Below are 21,640 nucleotides of genomic sequence, written 5' to 3'. Positions count from 1 at the left end.
CCTTTCGGGGTTGGTTGGCGTGACGTGATGAACGCGCTGTTCCCGATGGAAGCCAAGCTCAATCTGCCGACATGACGAACAAATGAGTGAAGGTGACGATGGGACTCTCGATTCGCGCCTACGCGCGCCACCGTGGCGTGTCGCACGTGGCCGTGAAAAAGGCCATCGACACCGGGCGGATCACACCGCTGCCTGACGGCACGATTGATCCGGACACGGCGGACGCCCAGTGGGCACAAAACACATTGCAGCCGCGCAGCGCCGCTGCGCCAGAGAAGGTCAGCACTGCGAAAGCGCGGCGCGTGGCCGCGACGGACGAAGCAGCAACGCAGCGCGATGCCGTCGACGCCAGCACAGCGCCGATGTCGGCCAGTGGCACCTCGCTCTTGCAAGCGCGCACGGTCAACGAGGTGCTCAAAGCCAAGCTCAACAACCTGGAGCTGGCGCACCGCAAGAAGGAACTGGTGGATCGGGCGCAGGCCGTGGCACACGTTTTCAAGCTCGCGCGCATCGAGCGTGATGCGTGGTTGAACTGGCCTGCGCGCGTCTCCGGCCAGATGGCGTCCACGCTCGGCATCGACGCGCACCAGATGCACGTGGCGCTCGAATCTGCCGTGCGCGAGCACTTGATTGAGTTGGGCGAGTTGCGTCCGCGCGTTGATTGATGACGATGGACTACGAAGGCGCGCAGGAAATCGAACGGGCGTGGCGCGATGGGCTCACTCCCGACCCGCTGCTCACGGTATCGGAATGGTCAGATCGCCACAGGATGCTCTCCAGCAAGGCGTCTGCCGAGCCGGGGCGCTGGCGCACCAGCCGCACGCCCTACCTGAAGGCGATCATGGATTGCCTGTCGCCGACCTCGTCGGTCGAGCGTGTGGTGTTCATGAAGGCAGCGCAGCTCGGTGCGACCGAGATGGGGTCGAACTGGATCGGCTACGTCATTCACCACGCGCCGGGACCGATGATGGCGGTCTGGCCGACGGTGGAGATGGCCAAGCGCAACTCCAAGCAGCGGATCGACCCGCTGATCGAGGAGTCTGCGGCGCTGGCGGAACTGATCGCACCCGCGCGCAGCCGGGATTCGGGCAACACGATTCTGGCCAAGGAGTTCCGGGGTGGCGTGCTGGTGATGACCGGCGCGAACAGCGCGGTAGGCTTGCGCTCGATGCCGGTGCGCTACCTGTTCCTTGACGAGGTTGACGGGTATCCGCTGGACGTCGAGGGTGAAGGCGATGCGATCTCGCTGGCCGAGGCGCGCACGCGCACCTTTGCCCGGCGCAAGATCTTTATCGTGTCGACGCCGACGATCTCGGGGGCCTCGGCCATCGAACGCGAATACGAGGCCAGCGACCAACGCCGCTACTTCGTGCCGTGCCCACACTGCAACCACCCGCAGTGGTTGCGCTTCGAGCAACTGCGCTGGGATAAGGGGCAACCGGAAACCGCCGCATACATCTGCGAGTCCTGCGACACCGCGATTTCCGAGCACCACAAGACGTGGATGCTGGAGCGTGGCGAATGGCGTTCGATGGCACAGGGCAAGACGGCAGGCTTTCACCTGTCGTCGCTGTACAGCCCGGTGGGCTGGCGCTCCTGGCGTGACATCGCTGCCGCGTGGGAAGCCGCCGTCAACAAGGAGTCGGGATCGGCCGCCGCGATCAAGACCTTCAAGAACACCGAGCTGGGCGAAACCTGGGTCGAGGAAGGCGAAGCGCCCGACTGGCAACGTCTGGTCGAGCGCCGCGAGGAGTACCGCATCGGCAGCGTGCCGCAAGGCGGTCTGCTGCTGGTTGGCGGCGCGGACGTGCAGAAGGATCGCATCGAGGCCTCGGTCTGGGCCTTCGGGCGCGGCAAGGAATCGTGGCTGGTCGAGCATCGCGTGCTGATGGGTGACACCGCCCGCGACGCGGTGTGGAAAGCCCTGGCCGCGATGCTGGCCGAGCAGTGGACGCACGCATCGGGCGCGGCAATGCCGCTGGCGCGCTTCGCGCTGGACACCGGTTTTGCCACGCAGGAAGCCTACGCCTTCGTGCGTGCCTGCCACGATGCGCGCGTGATGGCGGTCAAGGGCGTGCCGCGCGGCGCGGCCCTGATCGGCACGCCCACGGCCATCGATGTCTCGCAGGGCGGCAAGAAGCTGCGCCGGGGCATCAAGGTGTTCACGGTGGCGGGCGGCATCGCCAAGCTGGAGTTCTACAACAACCTGCGCAAGGGCGCGGACGTCGGCGAGGACGGCTTGACCCCGGAGTTTCCTGCCGGGTTCGTCCATCTGCCGAAGATCGACGCCGAGTTCATCCAGCAGCTCTGCGCGGAGCAATTGATCACCCGCCGCGACCGCAACGGCTTCCCGGTGCGCGAGTGGCAAAAGATGCGAGAGCGCAACGAGGCCCTGGACTGCTATGTCTACGCCCGCGCGGCCGCATCCAGCGCGGGACTGGATCGCTTCGAGGAACGCCACTGGCGCGAACTGGAGCGGCAACTGGGGGTAGCACCCCCACCGGATGAGCCACCGCCCATCCACGACATCGAATTGAACGAGGCCACCCCCAGCGGTGGCCTCGCTGCTTCTGGAACCCGCAATACCGGTCGACGCGTCATCCGAAGCCGTTGGCTTCGCTGATGGCCGTCGCCTTCAAACCAAGGAGAACACATGAGTCTTGCCACCCGTATCGAGAGCCTGGTCATCCGGGTCGCCCAAGAGTTCAACGACGTCCGGGCGACCGCAGGCAATCTCGCCAGCCTGTCCACCACCGACAAGTCAAGTCTGGTCGCGGCGATCAACGAGCTGAAGGCGGCGGTGCTTTCCGCCACCGCCATCGACGACAACCAGATCGCCACCTCCACCACCTACTCGTCGAACAAGATCGTGTCGCTACTCGACGCGCTCAAGGCCGACATCCTCGGTGGCGCGGACGCCGCTTACGACACTTTGGTCGAGATCCAGCAGCTCCTGCAGAACGGCAGCACGGGTCTGGACGCGCTCCTGGCCGCCGTCAATCTGCGTGTGCGCTTCGACGCGGCGCAGACCCTGACGGTCGCCGAGCAACTTCAGGCGCGCACCAACATTGGCGCGGTTGCGGCCGTCGATGTTGGCAACACCGACACGGATTTCGTCGTGATCTTCGACGGGGCGCTGGCCTGATGAGCCTCGCGTCCAGCATCGCCGCCCTGGCTGCGCGCATCGGCTTCGAGGTCAAGGCCAAGATCGACGCCACGCACCCTGGACTTGCTCGGGTGTGGGTGAGTTTTGGCTACGTGGGCGGTCAGATCGTGATCGGCAGCGCGCGCAACGTTGCCAGCGTCGTGCGCACGGCGGCGGGCCGGTACCGCGTGCATTTCGCAGCGGCGATGCCGGATGCGAACTACTGCTGGACGGCGCTCGCGCGGAGCAGCACCAACAGCGGCCAGCAGCGTGTGGCTGTCATTCGCGCCAGCTCCGACCTGAAAACGGCCCAGTACGTCGACATCTCTTGCGCGACGACAGCAACGTCGTTCGACGACTCCTCCGAAATCAATCTCGTGGTGTACCGCTGATGGCCTACACAGAAACCCAGCTCCAGGCCCTGGAATCCGCGCTCGCCAAGGGCGAACGGCGTGTGACCTTTGCCGACAAGACGGTCGAGTACCGCTCGGTTGACGAACTGATGGCCGCTATCCGCGAGGTCAGGCGCGGACTGCTGCAGCAGGCGGCTGAAACCGGGTTGCTGCCCGGTGCACCGCGCCAGATCCGTGTCACGACGTCGAAGGGGTTCTGATGGCCTGGTACTCCAAACTCCGTAGCCTTTTTGGTCAGCCTCCCGTCCACGAGGCGGCGGGGCGTGGCCGCCGCTCGCTGGCGTGGATGCCCGGCAACCCCGGCGCGGTCGCCGCGATGCTGGCGACCAACGCCGAACTGCGCGGTAAGAGCCGGGACCTTGTTCGGCGCAATGCATGGGCGCAGGCCGGTATCGAAGCCTTCGTAGCCAATGCGGTCGGCACCGGCATCAAGCCGCAAAGCCTGTCTGGCGACGAACGGTTCAAGGCCGAGGTGCAGGCACTGTGGCGCGATTGGGTCGAGGAAGCCGACGCGGCCGGACAGACCGACTTCTATGGCCTGCAGGCCCTGGCGTGTCGGGCGATGCTCGAAGGTGGCGAATGCCTGATCCGACTGCGGCCACGCCGTCCGGAGGATGGCCTGTCGGTACCCCTGCAGCTCCAGTTGCTGGAGCCCGAGCACCTGCCCATCAACCTGAACACCGATCTGCCGTCCGGCAACGTCGTGCGCTCCGGCATCGAGTTCGACAGCCTGGGGCGTCGCGTGGCCTACCATCTGTACCGCTCGCACCCGGAGGACGGGCGTTTGGCCCCGATGTCGGGCCAGGGCGGGATGGACACGGTGCGCATCGATGCCAAGGAGATCATTCACCTGTTCCGCGTACTGCGCCCAGGCCAGATCCGGGGCGAGCCGTGGCTGTCGCGGGCCCTGGTCAAGCTCAACGAGCTTGACCAGTACGACGATGCTGAGCTGGTGCGCAAGAAGACCGCCGCGATGTTCGCGGGTTTCGTCACGCGCGCCAACCCCGAGGACAACCTGATGGGCGAAGGCGCATCGGACGCCGACGGTATTGCGCTTGCCGGACTGGAGCCGGGCACGCTGCAGATCCTGGAGCCCGGAGAGGACATCAAGTTCTCCGATCCTGCCGACGTTGGCGGTTCGTACTCCGAATTCCTGCGCACACAGTTCCGCGCGGTTGCCGCCGCCATTGGCATCACCTACGAGCAGCTGACCGGTGATCTGACCGGCGTGAACTACTCGTCCATCCGCGCCGGGATGCTGGAGTTCCGGCGTCGCTGCGAGATGGTGCAGCACGGGGTGCTCGTGCATCAGATGTGCCGTCCGGTGTGGGCGGCCTGGATGAAGCAGGCGGTGCTCGCCGGGGCCCTGGATGCCCCGGGCTTCGATCGTGGCGGGCCAGCCCGTCGCCGCCAGTACCTCGCGGTGAAGTGGATTCCCCAGGGCTGGCAGTGGGTCGATCCCGAGAAGGAATTCAAGGCGATGTTGCTGGCTATCCGCGCGGGCCTGATGAGTCGCTCGGAAGCCATCTCGGCCAACGGCTACGACGCCGAAGACGTCGACCGGGAGATCGCCGCCGACAACCAGCGCGCCGACGACCTTGGCCTGATCTTCGATTCCGACCCTCGCTACACGTCGAAGGACGGCGGCAGCGCGGAACCCAACCGCAGCGCCAGCGTGCCTGACGCCACCGGCAGCCAAACGTCTTCCTGACCGGCCGCCAGACCGCCTTCCACAAGGATTCCCATGACCGTGCTACCCCATCTGGCGGCGCGCCTGTTCGGCGTGCCGCTGGCGATCCATCGCCCGAAACTCGACGTCATCCTCTCCGTGCTCGGTGCACGCGTCGGCCTCGCCGACCTCGCTGCGCCCGTGGGCTACACGCCTGCGGCCCGCGCGCTTGGGCCTCCGAGCGGCAAGGTCGCCGTCATTCCGATCCACGGCACGCTGGTGCGCCGAACCTCGGGCATCGAAGCCGAGTCGGGCCTCGCCAGCTACACCGGCATCGCCGCGCAACTGGATGCGGCGCTGGCCAGCCCTGAAATCGCCGCGATCCTGCTCGACATTGATTCGCCCGGTGGCGAGTCGGGCGGCGTGTTCGATCTGGCCGACCGTATCCGAGCGGCGTCGGAAGTGAAGCCCATCTGGGCTGTGGCCAACGACATGGCGTTCTCTGCAGCCTATGCGCTCGCGTCCGCCGCCGCCCGCGTGTTTGTCGCGCGCACCGGCGGCGTCGGCTCGATCGGCGTCATCGCGATGCACGTCGATCAGTCGGTGAAGGACGCTCATGACGGCGTTCGCTACACCGCCGTGTTCGCGGGCGAACGCAAGAACGACCTCAACCCGCACGAACCGATCTCCAACGAAGCCCACGCCGTCCTCAAGGCCGAGGTGGATCGCATCTATGACCTGTTCGTCGAGACGGTCGCGCGCCATCGCGGCCTCGATGCGGACGCCGTGCGCGCCACGGAAGCGGGTCTGTTCTTCGGCCCGGACGCCGTCGCCACCGGTTTGGCCGACGCCGTCGGCAGCCTTGACGACGCGCTTACACAACTCACGCAATCGCTTTCCCCACTCCCGACTCAGGTGGCTACGGCCAGCCAAGCGGGCTTTCTTCGCAACCACCAGATGGAGTCTTTCATGAATGATCGAACCGACCCCGCTGCTTCTGATCGGCCTCTTGCTGATCCTGCTGGCAGTCATCCTCAACCGTCCGCCACCGCCACCGCGCTGAGCGTGGCCGACGCCGTCGAAATCGCCCAGACCTGCACGCTGGCCGGGCGAACCGACCTGATTGCGGGCTTTCTCGAAGCGCAGTCCTCGCCCTCCAAGGTGCGCAGCCAACTGCTTGCGGCGCAGGCCGAAGCCAGTCCCGAAATCACCAGCCGCATCGCCCCCGACGCCGCGCGCCCTGTGGCCAGCAATCCGCTGATCGACGCCGCCAAGCAGATCGCGGCGCAATCCACCAAGAAGGAGATCTGAGATGCCCTCTCTCGCCGAACCTCTGAACCTGGGCGACCTGCTCAAGTACGAAGCCCCAAACCTTTACTCGCGCGACCGCGTCACGGTCGCTTCGGGCCAGAACCTGCCGCTGGGCACGGTGGTCGGCATCGTCACCGCAACGGCCAAGTTCAAACAGCTTGATCCGTCCGCAGAAGACGGCACGCAGGTCGCCGCTGGCGTGCTGCTACAGGCCTGCGACGCCACCTTGATCGACCGTGACGACGGTCTCGTCGTCGCGCGCCACGCCATCGTCGCCCACCATGCGCTCGCGTGGCCCGACGCCATCACCACCGCCGAAAAACTCGCAGCCATCGCGCAACTGAAGGCGCTGGGCGTGCTCGTCCGTCAAGGAGCCTGATCATGAACAACCCTTTCAGCAATCCTGCGTTCTCGATGGCAGCGCTCACCGCCGCCATCAACATCCTGCCCAACCGCTATGGGCGACTGGAAGAACTGAACCTGATGCCGCCCAAGCCAGTGCGTCAGCGCCAGATCATCGTGGAGGAGATGAACGGTGTACTCAACCTGTTGCCCACCTTGCCACCGGGTTCGCCTGGTACGGTTGGCGTACGCGGCAAGCGCAAGCTGCGCTCCTTCGTGGTACCGCACATCCCACACGACGACGTGGTGCTGCCGGAAGAAGTGCAAGGTCTGCGTGCCTTCGGTTCGGAAACGGAAACCGAATCCATCGCCAACGTCGTCGCACGTCACTTGGAGACCATGCGCAACAAGCACGCCATCACGCTGGAGCACCTGCGCATGGGGGCGCTCAAGGGTGTGATCCTCGACGCCGATGGGTCGGAGTTGGTGGATTTGTTTGATGCCTTCGAGATCGATCAGACCGTTGTCGAGTTTCCGTTTTCCAACGAGAAAGGTGACGTCAAAGGCGCCTGTATCGCTACGGCAGCAGCTATCGAAGAAGGTCTCGGTGGTGAGTTCTCAACCGGAATCCACGTGCTGTGCTCGCAGGAGTTCTTTGCAGCGCTGATTGCCCACCCGACGGTAAAAACGGCCTATGCCAATTGGCAAAACGGTGCCATCTTGATCAACGATGTGCGCAAGGGCTTCACCTATGGCGGCATTACCTTCGAGGAGTACCGGGGTAAAGCTGTTGCGAGAATCGGCGAGACCGTTGTCGTGCGCCGTTTCATCGAGGCAGGCGATGCCCACGCCTTCCCGACCGGCACCATCGACACCTTCGGCACCTACTTTGCACCAGCCGACTTCAACGAGACGGTGAATACGCTCGGCCTATCGCTGTACGCCAAGCAGGAGCCGCGCAAGTTTGACCGGGGCACCGACCTGCACACGCAGTCCAACCCGCTGCCGATGTGCCATCGCCCTGGTGTGCTCGTGAAGCTGGTGGCTGCATGATGGGTCTCGTCGAGCAGGTTTATGCCGCCGCTTTGAACGCGGGCCTGCTGCGTGATTGCCGGTGGCAGCCAGCCGGTGGATCTCCGTCGCAGACGCACGCGGTCGGCTTCACGGCACCGGATGATTCCGTATTCGACGGGCTGGCCTCGACCACCGACTATCAGATGTCGTACCCGGCGTCGGTGTTCGTGGGGCTGTCCCCACGCGAGGCGGTCGAGATCGATGGCGTGATCTATCAGGTGCGTAGCACCCGGGCCGTGGGCGACGGCTCGGAGATGCGCGCACAGCTCACCCGGGTGTAGTGCCGTGTCCAGCAACTCGATCCGCGAACAGATCCTGCTCGCGGTGATGGCGGCGGTCCGCACGCCGGTGGAGTCGCTTGGGGCGACCTTGCACCGCTCGCCCACGGTGGCCATCAGCCGGGAGCAATGCCCGGCGCTGGTGGTGTTCCCCGAGTCCGAATCGATCACCGAGCGCGCCAACGACCGTGTCACGCGCGAGCTCACGGTGCGCCTGGTCGCGCTGGCCCGCGCGGTACCTCCCGCCATTCCGGAAACCGAAGCCGACCGGCTGATCACCGCCGCCCACGCCGCGCTGCTGGCCGACCGGAATCTGGGCGGCTTGAGCCTTGGCATCCGCGAGCAGGAATGCGAGTGGGACGTCGAGGACGCCGACGCGGTGGCCGCCGCTATTCCCGCGCGCTACGCGATCACCTACCGGACGCTCGACACCGATCTTTCAACCAAGGGATGACATCCATGACTTCCATCGTTCTGACCCAACCGCACACCCACGCGGGCCAGGCCCACAAGGCGGGCGAACGGCTCGATGTGGATGGCAGCACTGCCGACTGGCTCATCGCCAACGGCATCGCCCGCCACGACCGCCAGCGCGTACCCGAGCCCGAGCCCCAGCCGCAAGGCGACGGCACACCCATTGAGCCCATCCGACCCATCACCACCCAACGCAAGGAACCCAAGCAATGAGCACCTACGCCAGTTTCCAAGGGCGCGTCTTCCTCGGCAAGCGCGACATCGACGGCCTGCCCGTCGAAGTGCGCTCGCCCGGCAACGTCGCCGAGCTGAAGCTCTCCCTCAAGACCGACGTGCTGGAGCACTACGAGAGCCAGACCGGTCAGCGTTCGCTGGATCACCGGATGGTCAAGCAGAAATCGGCCACTGTGAACCTCACCATCGAGGAGTTCACCAAGGAAAACCTCGCGCTGGCGCTGTACGGCAACCACGTCACCGGCAGCACGGGCACTGTGACGGCTGAACCCATTGGCGGCGCGGCTCCGGTGGTCGGCGACCGCTACTTCCTCGCGCACCCCAAGGTCTCGGCACTGGTGGTGACCGATTCGGCAGGCACGCCCGCGACGCTGACCGCAGGCACGCACTACACCGCCGACACCGACTTCGGTGCCCTCCAGTTTCTGGATACCACCGGCTTTACCGCACCGTTCAAGGCGGCCTACAGCTACGGCGTCGCCACCGAGATCGGCATCTTCACGCAGGCGCTGCCCGAGCGTTACCTGCGCCTGGAAGGCATCAACACCGCGCAGGGCAACGCCAAGGTGCTGGTCGAGCTGTACCGCGTGGCCTTCGATCCCTTGAAGGAAATCTCCTTCATCTCGGACGAGTACAACAAATTCGAGCTGGAAGGCTCGCTCCTGGCCGACACCACCAAGCCCTACGACGCGGTGCTCGGCCAGTTTGGCCGCATCGTGCAACTGTGATGGGGACTGCCATGAGTGATCTGGAAACCCTCATCCCGCAGGCGGTGGAGCTGGTCATCGATGGCGAGCCGCTGGCGATCAAGCCACTCAAGGTCGGCCAGATGCCCGCCTTCCTGCGCGCTATCACCCCGGTGATGCAGCAGATCGGCGGCGATGGCATCGACTGGCTGGCACTGTTCGGCGAGCGCGGCGACGACCTGCTGACGGCAGTGTCCATCGCCGTCGGCAAGCCCCGCGCATGGGTCGATGAGTTGGCCGCCGACCAGGCCATCCTGCTGGCAGCGAAGGTGATCGAGGTGAACGCGGATTTTTTTACCCGGACGGTGATGCCGCGCCTGAACGGAGAAATGGGCGGTCTGATCGCACAGACCAGCGCAGTGGCGGCCACAGCGGCCACGGCTGGTTCGACACCGTCCAGCACCTGATTGCCCACGGCCACCGGCTGCCGGACATCCTCGACTACACCTTGGCGCAGGTGCGTGGCTTCGCCGCCGCCACCGCGCGGGAGGACGCCGCACGCGATGCGCGGCTGCTCTCGCTGATCGCCATCGGCGCACGCGGCGACTCGCGTCACCTCGACCAGACCCTCGACAGGCTCCAAAACCATGCGCATCTCGGTTCGCATCGATAGCAAGGCCGCGCAGGCGCAGTTGCGCCGCTGGGGCGGCGAGTTCCGCGAGAAGGTCCAGAAAGTAGTCGCGCGCGGCATCGCCAGTGAGGCCGCCGAACTCAAGCAGGACGTGCGCAGCCACGTCGCGGGCCAGATGACGGTGGCCAAGAAGTCCTTCGTCAAGGGCTTCACTGCCAAGGTGCTCGACAAGGACAAGAACCGGCTGCCTGCGCTCTACGTCGGCTCGCGCATCCCGTGGTCGGGCATCCACGAGCGTGGTGGCTCTATTTCCGGCCGGATGCTGATCCCGCTGCACGGGCGTGTCGGCCGCAAACGCTTCAAGGCCCAGATCGCCGAGCTGATGCGCGGCGGCAACGCCTATTTCATCAAGAACGCCAAGGGGAACATCGTGCTGATGGCTGAGAACATCAAGGAACACGACCGGCCGTTGGGGGGCTTCAAGCGCCGATACCGCAAGGCCGAGGGGATCAAGAAATTGAAGCGCGGGGCAGACATTCCTATTGCAGTGCTGGTGCCACGCGTGCAGCTCAAAAAACGCTTGAATGTCGAGCGCCTGGTCGCTGGACGTGTTCCGCGACTGGCAGCAGCCATCGAAAAACAGCTACGACGTGTGGATTGAGCAATGGCCAATCGCATCTCTGTCCTCGTTGCCCTCGAAGGCGTTGATGAGGGGCTCAAGCGCGCCGTTGATTCGGCGGAGAAGTCGCTGGGCGAACTCTCGGGCAGCGCTAAGACTGCCGGCCAGAAGGCATCTGCCGGAATGGCCGAGGTCAATGCGGGGGTCTCCGCTTTTGGCGAACAGATCAACCGTGCCAAGACGCAACTGCTGGCCTTCCTGACCATCAACTGGGCCAGCGGCAAGGTGCAGGAGATCGTCCAGATCGCGGACGCCTGGAACATGATGTCCGCTCGCCTTAAGCTCGCCACCGCTGGCCAGCGCGAGTACGCCGTTGCCCAGAAGGAGCTTTTCGACATCGCCCAGCGTATTGGCGTTCCGATCCAGGAAACCGCCACGCTGTACGGAAAGCTACAGCAGGCGGTGCGGATGCTCGGCGGTGAGCAAAAGGACGCGCTCACCCTTACCGAGAGCATCTCGCAGGCACTGCGCATCTCGGGCGCTTCGGCCACCGAGGCGCAGTCGTCCCTGCTGCAGTTTGGCCAGGCCCTGGCATCCGGAGTGCTTCGCGGTGAGGAGTTCAATTCTGTCGTTGAGAACAGCCCCCGTCTGGCGCAAGCCTTGGCTGACGGACTGAATGTGCCGATCGGACGGCTGCGCAAGCTGGCTGAGGAGGGTCGGCTCACTGCCGACGTGGTGGTCAATGCGTTGATGGGCCAAAAGGACAAGCTGGCGGCTGAATACGCCCAATTGCCCGCCACCGTGAGCCAGGCGTTCACGCGCTTGTCCAATGCCTTCGGCCAGTGGATCAGCCGTCTGGACGAATCGACAGGCTTCACGAAGAAGCTTGCCGAGGCGCTGACCTGGCTATCGCAGAACCTGGAGTTGGTGATGCATTGGCTGCAGCGCATCGCCGAGGTGGGTCTGGCCGTGCTCATCTACCGCCTGATCCCAGCCCTGATCACGGCCTGGCAGACGGCAGGTGCGGCTGCAGTGACAGCCGCCAGCGCCACATCGGCGGCCTGGGCAACCGCCAACCTGTCGGTGTCGGCGGCTGTGGCCAGCGTGGGCTTGCTCAAGACGGCGTTTGCCGTGCTGGGCGCTTTCCTCGTGGGTTGGGAAATCGGTACCTGGCTGTCCGAGAAATTCGAGATCGTGCGCAAGGCGGGCATTTTCATGGTGGAAATGCTGGTCAAGGGCGTGGAGCAACTTCAGTACCGCTGGGAAGCCTTCGCAGCCATCTTCACTTCGGACACTATTGCCCAGGCCACCCAGCGCCACCAGCAGCGCCTCGCCGAGATGAACCAGATCTTTGCGCAGATGTACGCCGACGCGGGCAAGGGGACGGAGGCTGCCAAGGGTGCGATGAATACGGCGGCCACCGCTGTCGAGGAAATCGCCAAGCGGCTCGAAGCCGTGCGCCAAGGCACTCAGGAAGCGGTCGGACGTGGCATCGAGGCGGTACATGCTGCGTTGGAGAAGCTCAAGTCCCGGCTGGGCGAGGTCGAACAGGCGGTCGGTAAGGCGCAGGGGCAGGTCAACGACGCCACCGCCAAAATGGCCGAAGCCTACAAAGGGCTTACCTCCATCGTGGAGGCCAACCTTCAGCAACAGATCCAGGCCGTCAAAGCCCGCTACGACCAAGAAAAATCTGCCCTCGAGCTCTCCAAGCAGTCCGAGGCGGCGCAAATCACCCAGTCCACCCAACTGCTCACCGAGGCGCTCACCCAGCAAACCACGCTGCGCCGTCAGGCGACGACCGAGACACTTGGCCTGATCGATCAGGAAACGCAGGCGCGCAAGGACGCCGCCGCCCGGCAAGGCCAGACCGAGGAAGATCGCCGTGCCAACGTGCAGCGTGTCGAGAACGACATCCTGGCCACCAAGCGCCAGACGCTGACCCAGGCGCTCTCTGAGTACCGCCAGCACATCGACGCCCTCAACGCCGAGGCCAACCGGCATCTGGCGGAAGTCCAGCGCATCGAGGAGGCCAAGCGACAGCTGTCCATGTCCACGGAGGAGCGCGTGCGCGACATTCGGCGCCAGGGCATGACGGAGTACGAGGCCACGGAGGACCGGAAACGCCAGATCGCGGAGTACCAGACCAAGGCCCGTGAGCAGCTGGCCAATGGTGAATTCGAGCAAGCGCGGCAGCTCGCGCAGAAAGCGATGGATTTGGCCGCACAGGTGGCCAGCAGCCAGACCAGCGAGGCCAAGCGCGGCGAGGATGCTCGCAAACAGTCAGAACAGGCGGTATCGCAGGTCACACAACTCGAAGCACAGTCGCGCCAGGCCTTTCGCAACCAGGAGTACGAGAAGGCCAATGCACTGATGCGTCAGGCCGATGAACTCCGTACCCAGTTGGCGCAAAAGACCCGGGAGGCCGACGCGCAGATTGCCCAGGGCAAAGATGGCGTCAACCAGGCTATCCAGCGCATCCGGGAGTCCGAGGAACTGCTCAACCAGACCCTGGATGCGGAGGCCAAAGCCCACCAGACGGCGGCCCAGTCGGCCTTGACGGCCCGAGACCAGATCCGCCAGACGCTGGAGCAGACGCAAACCCAGATCGACCAGATCACATCCCAGCTTCAAGAGGGTCTGAAACTCACGCTCGATGCCGACACCACGCGCTTCGACCAGGCCATCGCTGAGCTGGACAAGGCGCTGGCCGAGAAGGAATACCTGCTGCAAATCCAGGCCGATCTGCAGGAGGCGGAAAAGAAACTCAAGGAATACGAGCAGCTGCTCAAAGAGGGCAAGACGCTGCCGGTCGATGCCGATGTATCCAAGGCCCGGGAGGCACTGGACAAGCTCAAGACCTACGCCGATCAGAACGCGCAGTTCGAGCTCAAGGTGGCAACAGAAAAAGCCCAAGCCGCGATTACCAACGTGGACGGAATGATCAAAGCCCTTGATCGCATCCAGACCGAGTCGCGCCACCAGGTCAGCACCAATGCCGATGCGGCCCGTTCAGAAATCATGAGCCTCAACGGTGCCAATACCAGCAGCACGCACACCATCTACGTCAAAAAGGTGGAGCAGAACGCTACCGGCGGCATGGTCGGCCGGGTGCTGAACTTCTCTGGTGGCGGTGCGGTAGCGCCTGCGTTCCCCCGGATGGCTGGCGGGAATGTGCCGGGCTCGGGTCACCACGACACTGTGCCACGGACCCTGGAGGCGGGCGCCTTTGTGCTTCGCAAGGCGGCGGTGCGTAAGTACGGCGCGGGCAATTTGGCGCGCCTGGCGCAAGTTTCCAATTCCGTCGCTCGTTTTGCACGCGGCGGCGCGGTCGGCCCGCAACCACCCAAGCGCAATCGCGAGGTGGTTGAAACCGAGAAGATGATCGAACTGGGCATCAAGGCACTCGGACAGATCAACTACAGCGGAAGCCTGGACGCCAAGGACAAGACCTTTGCCTACTGGATGCCGATGGCACGTACCGATCGGCGGGATCTGGAGAAACTGGTCGACCGTAAGACCCTGACCGCCAACGAAAAAGCCCAACTCGAGGGCATCCGCCAGCGTTGGCGCTACGCCATGTCAACGGTCATCATGTACGGCAAGGACTTCGAACGCGACCTGATCGACTACATGGAGTCTCTAGACGGTCAGTTCTTTGCCCGTGGGGGTTTAGCCAAGTCCGACACCGTCCCTGCGATGCTCACCCCGGGCGAGTTCGTCGTGAACCGGCAGGCCGTCGCCCGCTACGGCGCTGGCTTCTTCGAAGCCATCAACAACCTGAGCGCTCCGGCGCAGGCACTGGCCGGGCGTGCGCTGGCGGGCATCCAAGGCTTTGCCTCGGGCGGTCTGGTGCAGCCCGCAAGCCGCAGCCTGCCACGTCCGTCGTTGTCCGAAAGCACGCCCACCCGCACCGTGCGCGTGGAACTGTCTGCGGGACAGCAGAAGGTCAACGCCACCGTCGATGCGCGCGATGAAGCGCGCCTCTTGCAACTGCTAGACGCCGCCCGCGCCCGCACTGTCTGAGATTCCCTGATGCAACTGAAGAACCTCGCCACCGGGGTGGCTTTGCCATTGCCCGACGACTTGCTGTGGGCAGACGAACACGCGTGGTCACCTGCGGTGGCCAGCACTTCCTACCTGATTACCGGAGCCTTGCTGATTCAGTCAGCGACGCGGCAGGCAGGACGCCCGATCACCTTGGTGGGTGCGCCCGACATGGCGTGGGTGACGCGCGCCGCCGTGGAGCAACTGCGTGCGTGGGCTGCGCTGGCGGTGAGTGAAGCCACGGGCCGCTTCGAACTGAGTGTCACCGATGGCCGGGTCTTCACGGTTGCGTTCCGTCACCAGGACGCCGCCATTGAGGCCGAGCCGGTGATGGGTTTCCCGGCGCGCGCGAGCACCGATTTCTACCGACTGACCCTTCGATTCTTGGAGATTGCCTGATGCCCATCCAATCTGGCGACGTGAAGCTGCTCAAGTCCGCCGTGATGGCGGACGTGCCCGAAGGCGGCGGCGCGCCCACGGGCCTCGTGATTGCCGATGGCGTATCGAACGCCATCTTCCCCGACATCTCCGAGCTGGATCGCGCCGGAGGCCGTGTCAACCTGCGCAAGAGCTTCGTGCAAGTGGCCACGGATGACACCGACACCTACTTCGGGGCCAACGTCATCGTGGCCGAGCCGCCGCAGGACGAGCGCGTCAGCGTCACGCTGTTTTCCACCCGCAAGACCTTCGACACCCGTGAGCAGGCGCAGACCCGCATCGAGGCCTACCTCAACAAAGGGCCGGAGTGGGCGGGCTACCTGTTCGAGAACCACATTGCTGGCCAGCGGGTGATCCAGCTCTTCCAACGCCTCAGCGACGCCGTGCCCAACGTCGGCCAGACCCTCGTCCTGATCGAGAACGAAGGACTGCCCACGCAGAAGGAGCAGTACATCCGCGCCACCGCCGTGTCGGTGGTCGAGCGCAGTTTCACTTACAACACCGACCAAGACTACAAGGCGGCGGTCGTCACAGTCGCCATCAGCGACGCGCTGCGCTTTGATTTCACGGGCTCGCCTGCCAGCCGAACTTTCACGCGTGCAACCAACAGCACCAAGGTACGCGACACGGTGGTGGCCGACGCGGGCACCTACGTCGGCGTGGTTCCACTGACGCAGGCTGCCAATGTGGGCGACTTCACCATCAAGGGCGCGTCCATCTACACGCAGCTCGTGCCCAGCGCCCAGACCGAGACGCCGATCTCCTTCGTGCCCCCCTACGCCGCAGCAGGTTTGCCGGTACCGGGCGCTGCACCCGTGAGCTACACGGCCAGCCATGCCTGGAACACCAGCATCAAATTCAACCTGCCGGGCGGCTGCCTGCCCGGATCGCTGTCCATCGTCACCGACGGCGTCACGATCTTCGACGACGCGGGCCTGCTCAAGACCGCCAGCGGCACGCTGGGCACCATCGACTACGCCAACGGCATCCTGAGCCTGAACTCCGGCTCGATGTCCAACAGCAAGGCCATCACCTACACACCTGCTGCACAACTGCAGCGCGCGCCGCAAAGCGCGGAGATCGCGGTCACGCCGGAATCGCGCAGCCAGTCCTACGTCGGCTCCGTGAACCCGGTGCCGCAACCCGCCACGCTTGCCATCAGCTACATGGCGCAGGGCCGTTGGTACGTGCTTTCGGATGGCGGCAATGGCTCCCTCAAAGGGCTGGATGCCAGCTACGGCGCGGGCACTTTCAACAAGAACACCGGCGCCTTCGTCGTGACCTTGGGGGCACTGCCCGACGTGGGCTCATCGCTGATCCTGACGTGGAACGTGCCGACCCAGGAAACGCAGCAGCCAACCGCCGCTCTGAAGGCATCGCAGGCCCTGCAGCTTGCCCCGCCCGAAGGCAAAAGCGTTCAGCCGGGCACGCTCACCATCACCTGGCCACACGAGAGCGGCACGGGCACGCGCACGGCTTCCGCCACCACGTTTGGCGAGCTCAGTGGTGCTGCCACCGGCAACCTGAACGTCGCGCAAAACCTCTTGAGCTTCGCACCGAACGTCTTGCCGCCGGTCGGCGCGCTGCTGACGGTGGACTACGTTGCGGGCCCCAAGCAGGAAGACAGCTTCGCGCACCCCTCGCGGGACGGCCAGGGCAAGGTGCCCGTGACTGCAACCCTTGGCTCCATCGAGCCGGGTTCATTGGAGATCGAGTGGAACACCCTGACGGACACCGCCGTACTCGGGGTCTATACGCTGCAGCAGATTCAGGCGATGGGGCTGGGGCTGTGGAATCTCGTCGATCCCACGCAGTACGCCCGCGACGATGGGGCGGGCAACGTGCTGCGCGCAGGCCAAGTCATCGGCAGCGTCAACTACGCCACGGGCGCGGTGCAGTTTCAGCCGGATGTGACGATCAAGATTCCAAGCCCGGTGTATACCGAACAGCGCCTTGGTTGGGCCTCGGGCGTGGGCCAGATGTTTCGCCTCAACTACGGCGGCATCAGCTACGTGGACGCGCCGTCGATGTACCCGAACGACGAGTCCGGCTACGTCAAGCTGCGCTACAACAGCGCGGGCTCGACCAGCAACCACAGCGAGACGTTCGCGTTCAGCCCGTCGTTTCGGCTGGTGCCCGGCGTCAACGCGCAGGTGGTGACCGGAACGGTATTGCTGGCCATTGCGGGCAGCCAGCCCTGGGGCGACAACGGTCAGGGAACGCTCCGTGAATTCACGCCCAGCGGCTGGGTCACGCGCGGCAGCATCAACTACCTCTCGGGCGCGGTGACCCTCACCTCGTGGTCGGCGGGCGCGACCAACAGCATCACGCGCGCCAGTTGCGTGACCACTGTGGGCGAGAACATCTCCAGCGAGTACGTGTTCCGCAGCGGTGCTGCGCCACTTCGCCCAGGATCGCTCTCCATCCAGTTCGCCCGCGCGGAGGGTGGAACCCAGACCGTGACGGCAGGCATCGACGGCACGATCACCGCGTCTGGCGTCATCGGCAGCGTCGATTACGACACTGGCCTTGTGCGAGTGAGGTTTGGCACCGTGGTCACGGCGGCGGGCAACGAGAGCGAGCCGTGGTTCGACGCCGAGAACGTGCGGCCAGACGGCAAGATCTTCCGGCCAGAGCCGGTCGCGGCCTCCAGCCTGCGTTACAGCGCCGTGGCCTACAGCTATCTGCCCCTGGATGCGGCGTTGCTGGGCATCGACCCGGTACGCCTTCCCAGCGACGGGCGTGTGCCGATCTTCCGTCCAGGTGGTTTCTCCGTCGTCGGCCACACCGGTCGCATCACTGCCTCGGTCAGCAACGGCCAGACCATCGACTGTGCCCGCGTGCGTCTGTCGCGCGTGCGTGTGGTCGGCCACAACGGCGTGGTGATCCACACAGGCTACGTTACCGATCTGGAAGCAGGCACCGTCACGTTCACCGACGTGACTGGCTACAGCCAGCCGGTGACCATCGAGCACCGCATCGAGGACATGGCCGTGGTGCGCGACGTGCAGATCAACGGCGAGATCAGCTTCACGCGCCCGCTGACGCACGCCTATCCGCTGGCCAGTCCCGGCGATCCCGTCTCCGGCAGTTTTGTCTCCAGTGCGCTGGTGGCCGGTGACCTGTTCGCCCGCGTGAACCTCGTGTTCGATCAGAGCACCTGGAACGGCAGCTGGTCGGATGAACTCGTTGGCAGCGCTGCCACCGCCACCTTTAACCACACCCAGTACCCGATCATGGTCACCAATCGCGGGGCGCTCACCGAGCGCTGGGTGGTGCGGATGACCAACAGCACCTCGTTCGAGGTCATCGGCGAGAACGTGGGCGTGATCGCTACCGGCAATACCAGCGCCGACTGCGCCCCCAACAACCCGGCGACCGGCGTGCCGTACTTCCGTCTGCCCGCGCTCGGCTGGGGCAACGGCTGGGCCACCGGCAACGTGCTGCGCTTCAACACCATCGGCAGCCAGTTCCCGGTCTGGGTGGTGCGCACCGTCCAGCAGGGACCGGAGTCCGTGCCCGACGACCACTTCACGTTGCTGATTCGCGGGGATGTCGACACGCCCTGATGGTGTGGGTGCCCCTGATCTTTGAACCCTTCTCGCAGGAATTCCTATGACCGACCTGACCGTCAAATACTTCAGCAGCGGCATGACCGGCGCGCCCCAGATCGCCAACAACTGGGGCGATCTGGTGACGATGCTCGACGCCTGCCTTGTCAACGGCTTCGCTCTCAAGGCCATCGACACGCTGACCTGTGTTGATGGCTTGGCCACCGCCACCATCAGCGCGGGCCACGCCTACCGGCCCGAGCAGGTAGTCGAGATCGCCGGGGCCGACCAGCCCGCGTACAACGGGCAGTTCCGGGTCATCGCTACCACCGCAACTACGTTCACCTTCGCAGTGACCGGCACGCCCGTGTCGCCCGCGACCAGCGCCACCAGCCTGTCGGCCAAGGTTGCGCCGCTGGGGTGGGAGAAGGCGTTCGCGAGCACGAACAAGGCGGCGTACCGCAGCAAGAATCCCGCCTCGCCGCAGAACCTGCTGCTGATCGACGACAGCCTCAAGACGCCGGGCTATACGACGACGTGGGCCAAATGGGCCAACGTCGGCATCGTCGAAGACCTGACGGACATCGACACCATCGTCGGCGCGCAGGCTCCGTTCGATCCGAACAACCCGACGCAGAACTGGAAGCAGGTACAGGCCAACCAGTGGGGCTGGCACAAGTGGTATCACGCGCGCCAGACCGGCTATGACACTTACGGCGACAGCGGCGGCGGCGGCCGCAACTGGGTACTTGTAGGCGACGACCGGTTGTTCTTCCTGTTCGTCTCCAACGCTGCCGGGTACGGCTGGTACGGGCGCAACAGCTACTGCTTTGGCGATATCGAAAGCTTTAAGCTGGGTGACAACTACGCCACTGTGCTGTGCGCCGACGATCTGTACTGGAGCAACAACAACCACTACCTCAGCTACCCAGGCCAATACAACGGATACGGGATGGCCTCGTCGCTCGACTTCGCGGGCAAGGTTCTGCTGCGCAGCCACACCCAACTCGGCCACCCAGTGCGCTTTGGCCTCACATCGCTGAACACCAACAATGGCCAGCAGATCTGCGGCCGTGGCCCGATGCCGTTCCCCAATGGCCCGGACTACAGCCTCTGGCTGCTGCCGACCTACGTGCGGGAGGAGTCGGGGCATATGCGCGGCCTGATGCCGGGGATGCTGTGGATGCCGCAGTACCTCCCCTACAGCGATCAGACCATCGTCGATAACGTGGTCGGTCAGGCGGGCAAGAAGTTCCTGCTGGTCAGGACTCAGTACAGCTCGGAAACCGAGGGCGCGCAGATCGCCTTCGATATCACCGGGCCGTGGAGGTAAGCCATGGCGTGGTGGGACAGCGTGGCGTCGTTGACGCCGGTCGCGGCGTGGGATGCGCTGCACTTCGCGAACGGGCAACTGCAGGATCAGGTCGGCAGCAATGCCATCACCGTGCAGGGCGGTGTGGCCACGCCATTTCCGCTCTACGGGTTGTACGGCCAGGACAAGCCCTGGCCGTTGGCCACGCCGATGTCCTTGTCCGGCGACTTCGTGCTGGCGGGCTTCGTGATGCACGTCAGCCGAGGGCTGGTGTTCTACAAGACCCTCGGCGACAGCAATAGCTACTTTTTGGATCAGGAGTCCAACGGCGCAATCTACCAGTACGCCAATGGCAGTGGCGGTCAGGTGGGCAGCGGGCCCGCGTGGGGCGCGCCCAAGTTCATGGCGCTGGTCGTCAGCCCGGCCAGTGCCCGCGTGTACATCAACGACGACTGGGCGGGCGCGGCTTTCGCGCGCTCGTGGGTGGCAGACAGCGTGGGCGGCATCGGCTACTACGCCGACGGCAACGAATACAACATCGGCGGCAGCGAGCGCTTCTTCGCGGCCGGGTTGTGGTCTGGTGTCGCAAGTCTTGCCGACGTGCGCGCGCTCGAATCCGCCTGCCGTGCCGCGCTCGCGGGACCGCCGGTCGGCGTGCATTCCGCTGCCTTGGCCCGCTGGCACAGCCCGAACACTGAACTGTGGAGCCAGCCAGGCAGCTACCCGCCCCGGGTTCGAGCTGTGGCCAGCGCGCGCCGAGACATCTATTTCGGCGGCAACGGCCAGATCACCGGCACCGTCAAGGAGAAGGGGCAGCCCGACCAACCCCTCGTTCGCCAAGTTCTGCTCTACAGCGAAAACACCCACGTCCTGGTGGCGAGCACGTGGTCTCAGGCTGACGGCACCTACCGATTCGAGCGCATCGACCCTCAACAGCGCTACACGGTGATCTGCACGGACTACCGACAGATGTACCGCGCAGTGATCGCGGACAACCTCAGGCCGGAGCCGATGCCATGACCGTCGCCATCACGCAGGAACACAACGAGGCACGGCTGGCGGGCACGCTGTCCTTCCTCGATGCGGGAACCAACCCGGCGCGGCTGCGCATCTACGGCGGCACGCGTCCACCCAATCCGGCGGCGACGCCCACCAGTGCGATGCTGGTGGAGATCGCGCTCACCAAACCTGCAGGAACGATTGCGGGCGGACTCCTGACGCTGACCCAGCAGGAGGACGGCCTGATCGCTGCCACCGGCATCGCCACCTGGGCGCGGCTGGTCAACGGCAGTGAGGTGACGGCACTCGATCTGGATTGCAGCGGCACCGATGGCGCGGGCGATGTGAAGCTCGCCAGCACCAACCTCTATTTGGGCGGGGACGCCCGGATGGTATCGGCCATCTTGGGCTGAAGGATCG

Annotated in this window: 22 protein-coding genes; all 22 read left to right on the top strand. The window is 65.1% G+C overall.

The window, feature by feature from the left end; genetic code table 11:
* The first annotated feature begins 98 nt into the window (after nucleotides 1-98).
* Genes B2246_RS03450 through B2246_RS03345 form a run of 22 tightly spaced genes read left to right on the top strand, consistent with a single transcriptional unit; the run spans nucleotide 99 to nucleotide 21,633 of the window.
* Nucleotides 99-665 carry a hypothetical protein gene (locus B2246_RS03450; protein WP_024973193.1) on the top strand — a complete coding sequence of 189 codons (567 nt, stop codon included), beginning with the start codon at nucleotides 99-101 and terminating at the stop codon, nucleotides 663-665.
* Nucleotides 665-2,623 (top strand): phage terminase large subunit family protein, encoded by a 1,959-nt coding sequence (locus B2246_RS03445; RefSeq protein WP_024973194.1) that lies wholly within the window; start codon nucleotides 665-667, stop codon nucleotides 2,621-2,623. Before B2246_RS03450 ends, B2246_RS03445 begins: the two co-directional genes overlap by 1 nt.
* Before the next feature lie 30 nt (nucleotides 2,624-2,653).
* Nucleotides 2,654-3,145, top strand: coding sequence for a hypothetical protein (locus B2246_RS03440; protein WP_024973195.1), 492 nt, complete (start codon nucleotides 2,654-2,656; stop codon nucleotides 3,143-3,145).
* Entirely contained in the window at nucleotides 3,145-3,537 is a 393-nt protein-coding gene (locus tag B2246_RS03435) for a hypothetical protein (RefSeq protein ID WP_024973196.1), read from the top strand. The genes B2246_RS03440 and B2246_RS03435 overlap by 1 nt, the downstream gene beginning before the upstream one ends.
* Nucleotides 3,537-3,758 (top strand): phage head-tail joining protein, encoded by a 222-nt coding sequence (locus tag B2246_RS03430; protein ID WP_024973197.1) that lies wholly within the window; start codon nucleotides 3,537-3,539, stop codon nucleotides 3,756-3,758. Before B2246_RS03435 ends, B2246_RS03430 begins: the two co-directional genes overlap by 1 nt.
* Nucleotides 3,758-5,269, top strand: a complete 1,512-nt coding sequence (locus tag B2246_RS03425) for a phage portal protein (protein ID WP_024973198.1) — start codon at nucleotides 3,758-3,760, stop codon at nucleotides 5,267-5,269. Before B2246_RS03430 ends, B2246_RS03425 begins: the two co-directional genes overlap by 1 nt.
* A gap of 33 nt (nucleotides 5,270-5,302) precedes the next feature.
* Nucleotides 5,303-6,538 (top strand): S49 family peptidase, encoded by a 1,236-nt coding sequence (locus tag B2246_RS03420; RefSeq protein ID WP_024973199.1) that lies wholly within the window; start codon nucleotides 5,303-5,305, stop codon nucleotides 6,536-6,538.
* Nucleotide 6,539: 1 nt separating this feature from the next.
* The gene (locus B2246_RS03415) at nucleotides 6,540-6,917 is read left to right on the top strand and encodes a head decoration protein (RefSeq protein ID WP_024973200.1); all 378 of its coding nucleotides are present in this window, start codon (nucleotides 6,540-6,542) and stop codon (nucleotides 6,915-6,917) included.
* 2 nt (nucleotides 6,918-6,919) lie between these two features.
* A complete protein-coding gene (locus B2246_RS03410; RefSeq protein ID WP_024973201.1) occupies nucleotides 6,920-7,933 on the top strand; it encodes a major capsid protein in 1,014 nt (337 codons plus the stop codon).
* Complete coding sequence (locus tag B2246_RS03405; protein WP_235202017.1) at nucleotides 7,930-8,235, top strand: head-tail joining protein; 306 nt, start codon at nucleotides 7,930-7,932, stop codon at nucleotides 8,233-8,235. Before B2246_RS03410 ends, B2246_RS03405 begins: the two co-directional genes overlap by 4 nt.
* Before the next feature lie 4 nt (nucleotides 8,236-8,239).
* Nucleotides 8,240-8,686 (top strand): hypothetical protein, encoded by a 447-nt coding sequence (locus tag B2246_RS03400; RefSeq protein ID WP_024973203.1) that lies wholly within the window; start codon nucleotides 8,240-8,242, stop codon nucleotides 8,684-8,686.
* Nucleotides 8,687-8,691: 5 nt separating this feature from the next.
* Complete coding sequence (locus B2246_RS03395; RefSeq protein WP_024973204.1) at nucleotides 8,692-8,919, top strand: DUF7210 family protein; 228 nt, start codon at nucleotides 8,692-8,694, stop codon at nucleotides 8,917-8,919.
* Complete coding sequence (locus B2246_RS03390) at nucleotides 8,916-9,668, top strand: hypothetical protein (RefSeq protein WP_024973205.1); 753 nt, start codon at nucleotides 8,916-8,918, stop codon at nucleotides 9,666-9,668. The genes B2246_RS03395 and B2246_RS03390 overlap by 4 nt, the downstream gene beginning before the upstream one ends.
* 11 nt (nucleotides 9,669-9,679) lie before the next feature.
* Nucleotides 9,680-10,093 (top strand): hypothetical protein, encoded by a 414-nt coding sequence (locus tag B2246_RS03385; RefSeq protein WP_024973206.1) that lies wholly within the window; start codon nucleotides 9,680-9,682, stop codon nucleotides 10,091-10,093.
* A gap of 41 nt (nucleotides 10,094-10,134) precedes the next feature.
* Nucleotides 10,135-10,299 (top strand): hypothetical protein, encoded by a 165-nt coding sequence (locus B2246_RS03380; RefSeq protein WP_235202021.1) that lies wholly within the window; start codon nucleotides 10,135-10,137, stop codon nucleotides 10,297-10,299.
* Nucleotides 10,274-10,918: a DUF6441 family protein gene (locus B2246_RS03375; protein WP_024973208.1), complete on the top strand. Its 645-nt coding sequence runs from the start codon at nucleotides 10,274-10,276 to the stop codon at nucleotides 10,916-10,918. The genes B2246_RS03380 and B2246_RS03375 overlap by 26 nt, the downstream gene beginning before the upstream one ends.
* A gap of 3 nt (nucleotides 10,919-10,921) precedes the next feature.
* Entirely contained in the window at nucleotides 10,922-14,899 is a 3,978-nt protein-coding gene (locus B2246_RS03370; protein ID WP_024973209.1) for a tape measure protein, read from the top strand.
* Between the two features lie 9 nt (nucleotides 14,900-14,908).
* Nucleotides 14,909-15,319: a hypothetical protein gene (locus B2246_RS03365; RefSeq protein ID WP_024973210.1), complete on the top strand. Its 411-nt coding sequence runs from the start codon at nucleotides 14,909-14,911 to the stop codon at nucleotides 15,317-15,319.
* Nucleotides 15,319-18,927 (top strand): hypothetical protein, encoded by a 3,609-nt coding sequence (locus B2246_RS03360; RefSeq protein ID WP_024973211.1) that lies wholly within the window; start codon nucleotides 15,319-15,321, stop codon nucleotides 18,925-18,927. The genes B2246_RS03365 and B2246_RS03360 overlap by 1 nt, the downstream gene beginning before the upstream one ends.
* 46 nt (nucleotides 18,928-18,973) lie before the next feature.
* Nucleotides 18,974-20,242 (top strand): hypothetical protein, encoded by a 1,269-nt coding sequence (locus B2246_RS03355; protein ID WP_024973212.1) that lies wholly within the window; start codon nucleotides 18,974-18,976, stop codon nucleotides 20,240-20,242.
* A gap of 3 nt (nucleotides 20,243-20,245) precedes the next feature.
* Entirely contained in the window at nucleotides 20,246-21,241 is a 996-nt protein-coding gene (locus B2246_RS03350; RefSeq protein ID WP_024973213.1) for a hypothetical protein, read from the top strand.
* Nucleotides 21,238-21,633: a hypothetical protein gene (locus B2246_RS03345; protein ID WP_024973214.1), complete on the top strand. Its 396-nt coding sequence runs from the start codon at nucleotides 21,238-21,240 to the stop codon at nucleotides 21,631-21,633. The genes B2246_RS03350 and B2246_RS03345 overlap by 4 nt, the downstream gene beginning before the upstream one ends.
* The last annotated feature ends 7 nt before the right edge of the window (nucleotides 21,634-21,640 follow it).

The organism is Cupriavidus sp. UBA2010 (assembly GCF_002335265.1).
Taxonomy (GTDB): domain Bacteria; phylum Pseudomonadota; class Gammaproteobacteria; order Burkholderiales; family Burkholderiaceae; genus Cupriavidus; species Cupriavidus metallidurans.
The sequence above is the reverse complement of the archived record's forward strand: the minus strand, read 5'-3'. Positions and strand labels throughout refer to the sequence as shown.